At 37.4% G+C, this 11833-nt stretch carries 13 protein-coding genes; 10 read left to right on the top strand and 3 right to left on the bottom strand.

Annotation, left to right across the window (positions count from 1 at the left end):
* Positions 1-80 precede the first annotated feature (80 nt).
* Genes MRZ19_RS07390 through bcp form a run of 5 tightly spaced genes read left to right on the top strand, consistent with a single transcriptional unit; the run spans position 81 to position 3129 of the window.
* The gene (locus MRZ19_RS07390) at positions 81-827 is read left to right on the top strand and encodes an ATP-binding cassette domain-containing protein (RefSeq protein WP_291031659.1); all 747 of its coding nucleotides are present in this window, start codon (positions 81-83) and stop codon (positions 825-827) included.
* Positions 828-836: 9 nt separating this feature from the next.
* Positions 837-1661 (top strand): MlaD family protein, encoded by an 825-nt coding sequence (locus MRZ19_RS07395; RefSeq protein ID WP_291031660.1) that lies wholly within the window; start codon positions 837-839, stop codon positions 1659-1661.
* Positions 1662-1663: 2 nt separating this feature from the next.
* Positions 1664-2275: a hypothetical protein gene (locus MRZ19_RS07400; RefSeq protein WP_291031661.1), complete on the top strand. Its 612-nt coding sequence runs from the start codon at positions 1664-1666 to the stop codon at positions 2273-2275.
* A 12-nt stretch (positions 2276-2287) separates the two neighbouring features.
* Complete coding sequence (locus tag MRZ19_RS07405; protein ID WP_291031662.1) at positions 2288-2656, top strand: dihydroneopterin aldolase; 369 nt, start codon at positions 2288-2290, stop codon at positions 2654-2656.
* 2 nt (positions 2657-2658) lie between these two features.
* Positions 2659-3129, top strand: coding sequence for a thioredoxin-dependent thiol peroxidase (gene bcp / locus MRZ19_RS07410; protein ID WP_291031663.1), 471 nt, complete (start codon positions 2659-2661; stop codon positions 3127-3129).
* Between the two features lie 25 nt (positions 3130-3154).
* Here bcp and MRZ19_RS07415 read toward each other — a convergent pair whose 3' ends face one another.
* From MRZ19_RS07415 to MRZ19_RS07425, 3 genes are all read right to left on the bottom strand, one after another.
* On the bottom strand, positions 3155-4573 hold the full coding sequence (locus MRZ19_RS07415; protein ID WP_291031664.1) for a Do family serine endopeptidase: 1419 nt from the start codon (positions 4571-4573) through the stop codon (positions 3155-3157).
* Between the two features lie 64 nt (positions 4574-4637).
* On the bottom strand, positions 4638-5762 hold the full coding sequence (gene dxr, locus MRZ19_RS07420) for a 1-deoxy-D-xylulose-5-phosphate reductoisomerase (RefSeq protein WP_291031665.1): 1125 nt from the start codon (positions 5760-5762) through the stop codon (positions 4638-4640).
* A complete protein-coding gene (locus tag MRZ19_RS07425; protein WP_291031666.1) occupies positions 5762-6562 on the bottom strand; it encodes a phosphatidate cytidylyltransferase in 801 nt (266 codons plus the stop codon). The genes dxr and MRZ19_RS07425 overlap by 1 nt, the downstream gene beginning before the upstream one ends.
* 119 nt (positions 6563-6681) lie before the next feature.
* Between MRZ19_RS07425 and MRZ19_RS07430 the strand changes: the two genes are divergently transcribed.
* From MRZ19_RS07430 to MRZ19_RS07450, 5 genes are read left to right on the top strand one after another with little or no spacing between them, the layout of a single operon-like run.
* Positions 6682-8103, top strand: coding sequence for a M23 family metallopeptidase (locus MRZ19_RS07430; RefSeq protein ID WP_291031667.1), 1422 nt, complete (start codon positions 6682-6684; stop codon positions 8101-8103).
* A gap of 9 nt (positions 8104-8112) precedes the next feature.
* Entirely contained in the window at positions 8113-8718 is a 606-nt protein-coding gene (locus tag MRZ19_RS07435; RefSeq protein ID WP_291031668.1) for a septum site-determining protein MinC, read from the top strand.
* Complete coding sequence (gene lpxC, locus MRZ19_RS07440) at positions 8718-9605, top strand: UDP-3-O-acyl-N-acetylglucosamine deacetylase (protein ID WP_291031669.1); 888 nt, start codon at positions 8718-8720, stop codon at positions 9603-9605. The genes MRZ19_RS07435 and lpxC overlap by 1 nt, the downstream gene beginning before the upstream one ends.
* Complete coding sequence (locus tag MRZ19_RS07445; protein WP_291031670.1) at positions 9598-10080, top strand: hypothetical protein; 483 nt, start codon at positions 9598-9600, stop codon at positions 10078-10080. The genes lpxC and MRZ19_RS07445 overlap by 8 nt, the downstream gene beginning before the upstream one ends.
* A 22-nt stretch (positions 10081-10102) precedes the next feature.
* A complete protein-coding gene (locus MRZ19_RS07450) occupies positions 10103-11833 on the top strand; it encodes an ATP-binding protein (protein WP_291031671.1) in 1731 nt (576 codons plus the stop codon).

The raw sequence follows: 11833 nt of genomic DNA on the forward strand, positions 1-11833 counted from the left end.
AGGTAGATTTTCAAGTAAAAATATAGGCGCATTTTAAGGTAAAATTATAGGCAAATTTCAAGCAAAATTTAAGGTAAAAGATGGAATCCAAAATGCAAGAATCTGTTGTGGAAGTGTGTCATTTAACCACAGGCTATGGAGAGCGGATTATCCACGATAATATTTCTTTTAAGGTTTACAAAAAAGAGATTTTTGCGCTGCTTGGAGGAAGTGGAAGTGGGAAAAGCACACTGCTTAACACAATGATTTTTTTAAAAGCTCCAAGTGGCGGAGAAGTTAGGATTTTAGGCAAAGATATATGGAATCTAAATTCTAAAGATTCTTTGGATATGAAGTTGAATTTAGGGGTTTTGTTTCAATTTGGTGCGCTTTTTAGCTCTCTTAATGTGCTAGAAAATATTATGCTTCCTTTAAGGGAATACACGGAGTTTAGTCAAAAAGATATGCAAGAGCTTGCTTTGATGTGGCTAATGCGCGTAGGGCTCAAAAAAGAAGTGGCAAACTTGTATCCCAATGAGCTAAGTGGGGGAATGGTTAAGCGCGTCGGGCTTGCAAGGGCTTTGGCATTAAGTCCAAAAATACTCTTTTTAGATGAGCCAACAAGTGGGTTAGACCCTAGAAGTGCAAGGCATTTTGACGCTCTAATTGCAGAGCTTAAGGATTTGCTAGGCATTAGTGTGGTGATGGTAACGCACGATATGGAATCTGTTAAGGGAGTGGTTGATAGAATGGTTGTGCTAAAGGATAAGAAGATATTTTTTGAGGGGAGTTTGGCGGATTTAAAAGCACAGGTGGGAGCATTAGGCGCATTTTTAGAGGAGGTATAGGAGGAGAGTATGGAAGCGCGGTTAAATTATATTTTGCTTGGCGTGTTTCTAATGGTTTCATTGGTAGCACTGGCGGGATTTGTGTTTTGGATGGGGAAGTATGATAGGAATTTAGGAGTCTATGCAGAATATTATTTATACAATAAAGAGTTGCCAAAAGGGATTCGCATAGAAACACCTGTGCGCTATTTAGGGCTTCCTGTGGGGTTTGTGAAACATTATGGTTTAAGTGAGGCGCAAGATGGGGTGGAAATTGTGCTTTGGGTGAAAAAAGAGATTGTTTTGCACCAAGGGGCACTTGCTATTGTAGAATCACAAGGTTTAACAGGAGGGAATTATATCGCACTTACACAAGGAAAGGGAGAGCCTTTTGCTAAAGGTGGTAAAGCAATTATTGAGTTTCAAGAAAATTGGATTGAAAAGTTAGAGAGTAAAACAGAAGTTGTTTTTGATAGGCTTGAAGTGAGTCTTGATCGTTTAAATCTGCTTTTAAATGAGAAAAATCTTATAAATATAGAAGTTGCGCTAGAGAATATTAAAGGTGCTTCTTTAGAGTTTAAAGGGGTTTTAAATGGGCTTAATAGCGCATTTATTGGCGCGAAAGATGCGATGGATGGAATCCAAAGAAGTAGTGTGCTATTTAATGCGTCTTTAGAGCGTGGGGATTATAATTTGCGCTCCATTTTAACGCCGCTTTTATTGCAGTTAGAGCAAAATTCTCTGCGACTAGATGGAATCTTACAAAATGCAGAGAGTGTTTTAGAGAAGTTTTCAAGTTCTCCTAGTGGATTTTTGTTTGGCGAAGAAAGAGAGATTTTAGGACCAAGGGAGTAAAAATGGGTTGGATAAAAATTGCGTGGATTGCTAGTTTTATTGTGGTTTTTAGTGGCTGTTTTGCAAAGATACCACAGGTGCAATATTATGAGATTGAAGCCTTAAATGGCGTCAAGTTGGAATCTAAAAAAGAGCTTTTTTGGGAGATTAGCGTTGCGCCAAAAATTGCTAGCAAGAAAATTGCTTATAAAACTAATGCAAATAGTATTGCGTATTTTTCCAAAAATGCGTGGATTGAGCCTTTTTCTGTAATGGTTGATTCGCTTGCGCTAAAGATTGCTGGCAACTATGGAATCCTAAATGCACAAAATGGGGGCGTTTGGGGCAGTCAAGATGCTAAAACTCAGGTGGGGCGTGTGAAAATTAATGTGCTTGATTGCTACTTTGATGCGCAAAGAGAGAGTGTATTTGTGCGCTTTTTTGTGGAGATTATTGGGGGGAGTGAGTTTGGGGGAAGTGTTTTTGAAGGAAGCGTTGTTAGGGGGAGTGAGCTTGAAAAAAGTGTTGTTATAGAAAAGGTGGAGCAAGTTGAGAGTGGGGAGTTTATTCAAATTGTTAAAGCCTTTGAGCGTGCGTTAAATGCGGGGTTTGTGGAGATTTTTACAAAATTTTAGGGGGCAAGCGTTATGAAAAATGGCGTTATGTGGAAAATAGAGTTAGAGGATTTGGAGTTAGAATGTATTATTGGAATCTTGCCTTTTGAGAGAGAAAGGAAACAAAAGATTTGCGTAAATGCGGAATTTTTGGTAGAAAGTGAGTATTTAGTAGGAAGCAAGCCTTTAACAGAAGGTGATTTTTTAGACTATCGCTTGCTAAGGGAGCATATTGTAAGTGCGTTTGCAAGGGAGTTTGGGTTATTAGAAGAAGCACACAATTATTTTTTAGAAACAATTCCAAAGAGTTTTCCGCAAATCAAGGAATTTTGGATTAAAATCACAAAACTTGAAATTTTTAGTGATTGTAAAGTTTCAATTACAAGTTATTATAAGGAGTAAGGATGGAATTGCAATTAAACCAAGAGGCACCGCTTTTTAGCCTTCCAAACCAAGACAATGCAGAGATTTCTTTGCGCGATTTTCGTGGAAGCTTCGTTGTGCTGTATTTTTATCCCAAGGATAAAACACCCGGTTGCACGACAGAAGCCTGTGATTTTAGGGATTCTATGGAATCTTTAAATGCGCTTAATGCAGTTGTGTTAGGGATTAGCCCAGATAGTGTAAAGTCGCATCAAAGTTTTATTCAAAAAGAAGGATTAAATTTTACTTTGCTTAGTGATAGTGAAAAAGCGGTGCTAAAAAGTTATGGTGCTTGGGGGCTTAAAAAACTCTATGGCAAGGAATATGAGGGGGTGATTCGTTCCACTTTTATCATTAATCCTGAAGGTAGAATTGCATTTTTTTGGAAAAATGTGAAAGTTAATGGACACATTGAAGCAATCAAAGAGAAGTTAAAGGAGCTGGGGGCTTAAAAAGCCTTTGCGCCTTTTTTCACAATTATTTTGCCACAATGCTAAAAACTCTTCCGCCACGATTTAGAAGCATTCTTTTTGTTTGTCCTTTGTAGCGTTGCATTGCTTGGTTGAACTCTTTAAGATTTGTGATGCGATAGCTTTCAATTTGTATAATAATATCGCCTGCGTTAAATCCTAGTTCATCAGCTCTTGAACCCTGCATAACACGACTTACAAACACGCCTTCAATGTTGTCAGGAATCCTAAATTGATTCCTGACATTTTGATTTAAGGGAGCAATTTCAAGCCCTTGGATTCCACTTTTTGTGCCATCGCCTATTTTTGCATTAGTGTCATCTTTAGCTTTTGCGAGCGTTAAAGTTAGCGTTTTTTCGCTCTTATTGCGCACAATGTTTAGCGTAACTTCGGAGTTTGGATTCAATGTGCCAATGATATTTTTGAGTTCTGCGGCACTTTTTACTGAGATTCCATTCACTTTAGTGATTAAGTCCCAAATTTGCAATCCACCTTTTTGCGCAGGAGAGTTTTCTTCAATAGAAATCACAACTGCACCCTTTTGATTCTTATACACATCTTTTAAATCTTCATTAACATCTTGAATGCTAACGCCCAAATATCCACGCTCAATCACTCCATCTTGAATCAGTGCTTTTGCGATTTTTTTTACCATTTCAGAAGGAATTGCAAATCCGATTCCGTGATTTCCGCCAGTGCGTGAGAGGATGGCGGTGTTAATTCCAATTAGCCCACCGCGACTATCCACAAGTGCACCACCGCTATTTCCGGGATTTATGGAAGCATCTGTTTGAATAAAGTTTTCATAATCATTAATGCCCATCCCGCTCTTATTGAGTGCAGAGATGATTCCTTGTGTTACGCTCTCACCTACGCCAAAGGGATTGCCTATAGCAAAGACAACATCACCCACTTGCAAATCATTGCTAGATGCAAATTTTAAAAACGGCAAGTCTTTTGCGTTAATTTTAATGATAGCCAAATCGCTTTTTGCGTCTTTGCCAATGACTTTTGCTTCAAATTCTTTATTGGATTCTGGGAGTGCTACAAGGATTTTGTCTGCTCCGTCAATGACGTGATTATTGGTTACAATATAGCCATCTTTAGAGATGATAACGCCACTTCCTAAGCTGCGTTCTACCCTATCTCTTGGTAGCATCATTCCAAAGGAATCCCCAAAAAACTGCCTAAAGAAAGGATCACTAAAAATAGGATGATTTTGCAAATTTGGTGCTTTAACTTTTTTTTGTGTAGAAATATTTACAACTGCATTTTTTGCTTCTTTAATGGAGTTGTAAAAAGAGTAGATTTTAGTCTGTGAAACATCAGGAGTTTCACGATTTGTTACATTTGGTAACTCGCTCACTTCAAAAGCAAAAACATTGCTAACAACTAGTGCGCTAAGTAGTAAGTTTTTGATTTTCATAACAATTCTCCTTAAATTTTTAGCGTATTATTTCAAAAAAATGTAAATCAATAAATAATCAAATTTATAACAGAGTTTTCGTATAATTTCTCACTTCCAAATCTAAAGCCTTAATGCCATCTATGTCGCTAAAATTAGGATTCTTAAATTTTTCTAATGCGCTTTGGATAATCTCTGCAATCTTACCAAAAACAATGCAATCCTGTAAAAACGCTTCCACTGCCACTTCATTTGCTGCATTTAACACAAGCCCTAGTTTTGGATTTTCTAGCAATGTGTTTTTGAGATTCCATAGCGGATAGCGTTTTGCGTCAATGTCTTGGAGTGTATAATGAATGTTTTGAAAATTTAAGCGAGCAATAATGGAATCGTTTTTGAATTTTTGTAAAAAGGCTTCCTCTAAGCCTAATCCAAAACAAATCGCATAAGCAATTGGGAGTTGCATATCTGCATTTGCAAAATGTGCCACAACACTTCCATCCCAAAACTCTACAAGTGCGTGGATATGAGAGTTTCTTTCAATAAAAGCATCAAGGTTTTTTGAACCAAAGAGCCAGTAGGCTTCTAGGATTTCAAAGAGTTTATTGACCATTGTGGCAGAATCAATGGTGATTTTTCTCCCCATTTTCCAGTTTGGGTGTTTTAATGCGTTTGTGGAGTTTTGCTGTGAAATTTCTTTTAGAGGCGTGTCGCGGAATGCACCGCCACTTGCGGTAATGTAGAGATTTTTAAAAGGGCGGTGAGATTTGTTGAAATTTAATAAGTAGCTTAAACTAAAATGCTCACTATCAATAGGGATGATTTGCTCTTTGTCTATGCAATCTCCGCCAATAACAAGACTTTCTTTATTTGCAAGGGCTACCTTTTTTTGACAAGAGATTGCGTGGAGTGTTGGTGCAAGTCCGATAAACCCTACAAGCGCATTGATCACGAGCTTGGATTTTGCTTCTGTGATTGATTGTAAGATTCCTTCTTTGCCACTATAAATTTTACCTTTAAACTCTGGCGTGATAAGGCTTTTATCCTTTGGATTTGTGATAATCACTGCTTTGGGTTGGAATTGTAAAATTTGTGCGTTAAGTAGCGCAATATTTTTGCCAACGCCTAGCACTTCAACTGGGAGTTTATAGCGCGCGGCAATGGCAAGGGCATTGATACCAATAGAGCCACTAGAGCCTAGAATTATCATTATTTAATCAGCCCTAAAAGTGCATAAAGAATAATCACTCCAAAGAAATATCCATCTAAGCGATCTAAGATTCCGCCGTGTCCAGGGAAGAGTGTTCCGCTGTCTTTCACGCCTGCTTGGCGTTTTAAAAAGCTCTCATACAAGTCGCCAAACACGCTAGCAAAGCTTGTAAGAAGCGTTAGGATAAATGCGCTAAAAAAGCCACAAACCCCTAGTCCTACAAGCGTGCCAATAATGGTTGCAACGCTTATGCCAACAAGCACGCCTTCTTTAGTTTTGTTAGGGGAAGTGGGGCAAAACGCGCTGTTTGCAAAGAGTTTCCCTCCTATCATTTTCCCCCCTACATAGGCAAAGCTATCCGTTAAGCCGATGGTAAAAAGTAGCCAGATTATAGCATTTATGGAATATTCAAGGTATAAAAGATAAAGAAAAATAAAAGGAATCGTAGGGTAGATAAAAACCATTGCTTGCTCTAGTTTTCCCTGTTGCTTGTAGCTTTGGTATGCGGCTAAAATCACAAGGGCTACAAATGCACCAATGGGGGATTCATAGAGATAAACACTTGCCCAAACTAAAATTGCTAATGCCCAAAAGATGAGTTTTGGAGTGTTTGATTGTGTGGAATCTTTGGGAGTGTTGTAGAGCTTGTAGCTTTCATAAAATCCAATTAAAAATGCAATTCCAAGCACGCTCCAAAGTAGAAATGGGCTGTGAAAAATCACAATGAGCACAATGGCAACAAGCATAACAAGCGCTGTGTAAATGCGCTTAGATTCTAAAGCTTTGATAATGTTTAGCATAGGTTTCCTACATTATGATTATGTTTTAATTATAACCAAGAATTGCTTTAATTTTTACTTCTAAATAAGCACTTTTTGGCTAGAATCGTGGCAAACTTTGTGTTTAAAGAAGGGATAAAATGTATCGTTCAGAATTAAGAAGTGGTTTTGTAAAGATTCTAAGTTTAGCTTTAATTATTCTATTCATTGGTGGTGGGATTTTTGTTTTAACCGCTGATTCTTTTGAGAAAGAAGCACCAAAGATTGCAGTCAAAGAGAAAGCAGTATGGAATCTTAAGGAGTTTTTTCCCATTAAGATTAGTGATAATGCCGGGATTAAAAGTTATAGCGTTGCGTTAATTGATGATGGAAAAAGGATTCCGCTTGTTGCTGAACAAATCCACACACAAGATGCAATGTGTGTAGAAAACAATGCTACTGCTCCGTTTTCTGCAGATAGCTTTTGTATTGGCATCCAAAAACCAGCAGAGATAACTCATAATGCAAAATCTCTTCTGCTAGAAGTGAGCGTTACAGATACGAGCAATTGGAATCTTTTTAGCGGAAACACAACAACGCAGCAATTTAGCATTACAATTGATTCTAAAAAGCCTCAACTTGCTGTCATTGCAAATTCTTATAAAATCACACAAGGGGGCAGTGCGCTTGTGATTTTTCGTGCAATAGATGAGCATTTAGAGCAACTTGTAATCACGAATGGAAATTTAGAGTTTAAAGCACAGCCTTTTTACAAAGAAGGCTTTTATATTGCGCTTATTGCTTGGTCTAAGTTTCACGATAACTTTTCTCCAAAAATTATTGCGCAAGATAGTGCAGGCAATGTCAGTAGCACATCCATCGCTTATTTTCAGCAAAAAAAACGCTATAAGGATTCCACGATTTCTATAACAGATTCCTTTATAGATGGTAAAATTTCAATGCTTGTAGAAGAGATTGGCGAGAAAAGTTTAGATGAGTTTGAAAATAAAGTAGAGATTTTTCGCTACATTAATGAAGGTGTGCGCCAGCAAAGCTTTGATAGGATTTTTGCAGTGGCATCAACTTTGGATACAAAATCATTTGTGCAGGACTTTAACATTAAACCCTTTGCGCCTTTGAAAAATAGTGCTGTAACGGCAAGTTTTGGAGATCATCGTCGTTTCTCTTATGCAGGCGAGATTGTTAGTGAGTCTGATCATATGGGATTGGATCTTGCAAGCATTAAGGAAGCTCCTGTTATTTTGAATAATCCCGGTGTTGTAACGCTCAATGAGTTTGTTGGCATTGATGGGAATGTGCTTGTTGTGGATCACGGGCTTGGGTTATCTACTTTATATGCGCATTTGACGACTTCTGGTGTTAATGTAGGGGATGTCTTAGAGTCCAATAGTGTGATTGCAAATACTGGAAAAACAGGGCTTGCTTTTGGGGATCATTTGCATTTTGGTGTGTTGGTGCAAGGCTATGAAGTGTGGAATGCAGAGTGGATGGATGCAAATTGGATTAAACTCAATATCACAGATGTTATCAATGACGCAAAAGCCATTATTGACCAAATTTAAGGCTTTAAAATGGTAAAAACAAGACAGAAGAATTTTCGTGCTTTTATTTTTGTGGAGGGTGAGGTGCAAGAAACCATCGCTTATATTGACAAAAATTTAGGCTTTTTGCAGAATCTTTTGCTAGTTTTTGCCTATCCGTTAAATAATGCTGCTTCACTTTTAGAGTATTTAAAGAGCAAGCAATTGAAATTTGTGCAATCAAGCGGCATAGAGAGCTTGGGGTTGGATGTTAAAGTTCAAGAAGTGGAAAAGCTAGAATCTAAAAATGTGGAATCGCACAAGTTAGAATCTGAAAAGTTGGAATCTGAAATGCAACACGCAACTACTCTTGTGCTACACCGCACAATTCGCAGTGGAGAGGAGATTATCACAAAGGGTGATTTGACGATTTTTGGGAGGATTAATAGCGGAGCATTTGTTCAAAGTGGTGGAAATGTGCAGATTTTTGGCGTCATTAGTGGGAATGTGTTTTGTGGGGGCGATTATATGATTTTAGGAAGAGTAAATGAAGGCAATGTGCTTTTTTGTGGAGAAATTGTGGATAGGGCGTTGCTAAAATATCCGCACAATAAAATTTATAGAAATAAAGATTCTATTGTAGTAGAGGAATTGTAATGAAACAGCAAACCATAGCAAAAAAAGTTGAATTAGTTGGGATTGGATTGCATAAGGGTGTGCCTGTAAAAATGGTGCTTGAACCCTTAGATGAAAATTGTGGAATCCATTTTTATCGTAGTGATGTGGGTGTTAGTATTCCGCTAAAGCCTGAGAGTGTTGTGGATACAACAATGGCAACGGTGATTGCAAGAGAGGGGCAGAAGGTTTCTACGATTGAGCATTTATTATCTGCTGTTTATGCGTATGGGATTGATAATCTTAAAATTACGCTTGATAATGAAGAAGTGCCAATTATGGATGGAAGCAGTATTGGGTATTGTATGCTTTTAGAAGAAGCAGGAATTATCAAGCAAGGGGCGTCAAAAAAGATTTTAAAAATCAAAGCTCCTATTGAAGTTAAAGATGGTGATAAATTTGTGCGTTTTGAGCCTAGTGATGTTTGTGTGTTTGATTTTTCCATCCATTTTCCCCATCCAGTCATTGGTACACAGCAGTATAAATTTAATTTTTCTACCAAAAATTATAAAGAAGAAATTGCGCGCGCTAGGACTTTTGGATTCTTAAGTGAGGTGCAGTATTTGCGTTCTATTGGACTTGCACTTGGTGGTTGCTTAGAAAATGCGATTGTGCTTGATGCATCTGGCATTTTAAACCAAGAAGGTTTGCGCTACAAAGAGGAATTTGTGCGCCATAAAATTTTAGATGCCATTGGCGATATGGCGTTGCTTGGGATTCCTCTTCTTGGGGCGTATGTGTCTTATGCAGGAAGCCATAAGCTCAATCATTTGCTGACTAAAAAACTCTTTGAAAATAGCAATGCCTATGAGATTTTAGAGAGCGAGAAATCCCAAAGCGTTTATGAATACGCCTTGCAAAATGCATAAAGTTTTGATTGTGCCAAATGTTTCTAGGGAGCCTGTTTTAGTGGGTGTTTATGATGCAAATTTTAAGCTGTATAAAGATTTTGTTTTAACCGCCCCTTTAAGTGATGCTCTAGTGCCTAAGTTTATGGAGTTAGAAAAACAAGGTATAGAGTTTGATGCGTTATATTTTGTAAGGGGACCTGGGAGTTTTATGGCATTAAAATTACTCTATCTTTTTGCTAAAACCTTAGAGATTGCAAAAGGGGTGAAGCTCTTTGCCACACACGCATTTTATTTTAATGCAAATTCTCCGATTAAGGCTTATGGGAATTGTTATTTTGTGCGTGAAAATACAGAAAATAATGCAGAGGATGGAATCTGTGTGAAAAATTTTGCTACGATTCCACATATTGCACCCTTTTCTTTGCCAAAGGTTTTAGACATAACTATTTTTGATACAAATCTAAAACCGCTTTATCTATTGCCTCCGGTTTAGGATGTGATGAAAAGGTTCAAGTGTGCAGTATTTGATTGATTTTCTACAAGCAAGCAGTATTAATAAGGCAAAAATTTATCCTTTTTTGAAATGCAGTAAAGAAGAAGCACTCATTTTACGCTATTTATGCACAGAGTTTTTAAAAGGTGATCACGAGGTTGTTTGTTTAGATGTTATCAATGCGCTTTTTATGCCAAAAGATGAAATAGAAGTTTTGCAATATCTACCTTATTTTAAAAATTTATTAGATACAGGTTGGATTGCGCAACACATTTTTTTAAAAACACTCAACCAAGAAGAGTTGCTCTTAGAACTCTTAAATATGACAATCTCTTTAAGTGCAAGCTTTTTAAAGTTAGTTGAGGAAGGTGGAATCCATTTAAAGCTTCCAAAAATTATTCCCTATAATGATCATTTAGAGTATTTAAAGGATCAATTTGCTTGTATTGAGCTATTACATAGCTTAAGTCCGCATAAAAAAGACAGCTACGCTTCACCCCTTTTAAAGAAGGGGATGCAAAAATACAAACTCTTACAAGATAGGATTCAAGAGCGTTTGGAGCTAACGCGTGAGAAATTAAGTTTAGAGAGTTTGTTTAAGGAATTTAATCTAAATGCGCAAGAGAAAATCATTTTTTTAGCACTTGTTAGAGAGGAGTATTTGGGTAAGGAGAGTGAAGGCAGGGAGCTTGGTGCGCTTATAAATTTAGTTAGCACAAATGATTATGAGAGAATGAAAAATCGCGCGCTTTTAGATGATAGAAGCCACTTAGTAGAAAAGGGGCTTGTGGATTATGATGAAATTTTAAATCCCTTTGGTGGTGTAAGTCGCACATTTTTTATTCCCGATAGTGTTTTAAAGAAAATCACACATCCGCAAACACAAGGTAAAAAAGAGCGCATTAGCTTAGAAGCACTTGTGCAAGAGCAAGAGATTTTTGAGTTTTTGCGCCCAAAAGTAACGCTTAATGATGTGGTGTTAAATCCTAGCACAAAGGCAACGCTTGAAGTGTTGCTTAAGCAGATGGATTCTAAAGTTTTACAACGCCTAAAAGATTGGGGGATTAAGGATAAAAGGCGTGGGATTGATGCAAAAATCATTTTCTATGGAGCGGCAGGCACGGGTAAAACAATGACTGCCCTTGCGCTTGCAAAATCGCTTAAAAAGCCTGTGTTAAGCTTTGATTGCTCTAAGATTTTATCAATGTATGTGGGTGAGAGTGAAAAAAATGTGCGTAAGATTTTTGAATCCTATAAAGAGCTTTGCGCAACTTCTAAACAAAGCCCGATTTTGCTACTAGATGAAGCGGATCAATTCTTAAGCACACGCACGACAAGTGGGAGTGGAGCGGATAAAATGCACAATCAAATGCAAAACATTTTCCTAGAACAAATTGAAAAATTTGATGGAATCTTAATTGCCACAACAAATTTACTTGAAACGCTTGATACGGCGTTTTCTAGGCGATTTAATTATAAGATTGAATTTAAGCGTCCAAATTTTGATGAGAGAATGCGCCTGTGGGAGAAGTTACTCCCTAAAAATGCCCCTTTTGCCAAGGATTTTAATCTTAGAAAACTTGCAGAGTTTAATCTAAGTGGTGGGCAAATCGCACTTGTTGTTAAAAATACTGCTTATAGGATTGCTAGTTTTAAAAATCCTGAGTTTAGCACACAAGATTTTTTAGAGGAAATCAAGCGTGAATTAAAGTCTAATTTTGATAGTGCGCGTGAAATGGGATTCCATATTTAG

The organism is Helicobacter sp. (genome assembly GCF_022770205.1).
Taxonomy (GTDB): domain Bacteria; phylum Campylobacterota; class Campylobacteria; order Campylobacterales; family Helicobacteraceae; genus Helicobacter_D.

Excerpts from the sequence above, each read along its gene's own strand:
- lpxC (WP_291031669.1), top strand. The coding sequence starts at position 8,718 with ATGAAACAGCAAACCATAGCAAAAAAAGTTGAATTAGTTGGGATTGGA.
- MRZ19_RS07430 (WP_291031667.1), top strand. The coding sequence starts at position 6,682 with ATGTATCGTTCAGAATTAAGAAGTGGTTTTGTAAAGATTCTAAGTTTA.
- MRZ19_RS07395 (WP_291031660.1), top strand. The coding sequence starts at position 837 with ATGGAAGCGCGGTTAAATTATATTTTGCTTGGCGTGTTTCTAATGGTT.
- MRZ19_RS07390 (WP_291031659.1), top strand. The coding sequence starts at position 81 with ATGGAATCCAAAATGCAAGAATCTGTTGTGGAAGTGTGTCATTTAACC.
- MRZ19_RS07435 (WP_291031668.1), top strand. The coding sequence starts at position 8,113 with ATGGTAAAAACAAGACAGAAGAATTTTCGTGCTTTTATTTTTGTGGAG.
- MRZ19_RS07425 (WP_291031666.1), bottom strand. The coding sequence starts at position 6,562 with ATGCTAAACATTATCAAAGCTTTAGAATCTAAGCGCATTTACACAGCG.
- bcp (WP_291031663.1), top strand. The coding sequence starts at position 2,659 with ATGGAATTGCAATTAAACCAAGAGGCACCGCTTTTTAGCCTTCCAAAC.
- MRZ19_RS07445 (WP_291031670.1), top strand. The coding sequence starts at position 9,598 with ATGCATAAAGTTTTGATTGTGCCAAATGTTTCTAGGGAGCCTGTTTTA.
- MRZ19_RS07400 (WP_291031661.1), top strand. The coding sequence starts at position 1,664 with ATGGGTTGGATAAAAATTGCGTGGATTGCTAGTTTTATTGTGGTTTTT.
- MRZ19_RS07415 (WP_291031664.1), bottom strand. The coding sequence starts at position 4,573 with ATGAAAATCAAAAACTTACTACTTAGCGCACTAGTTGTTAGCAATGTT.
- MRZ19_RS07405 (WP_291031662.1), top strand. The coding sequence starts at position 2,288 with ATGAAAAATGGCGTTATGTGGAAAATAGAGTTAGAGGATTTGGAGTTA.
- dxr (WP_291031665.1), bottom strand. The coding sequence starts at position 5,762 with ATGATAATTCTAGGCTCTAGTGGCTCTATTGGTATCAATGCCCTTGCC.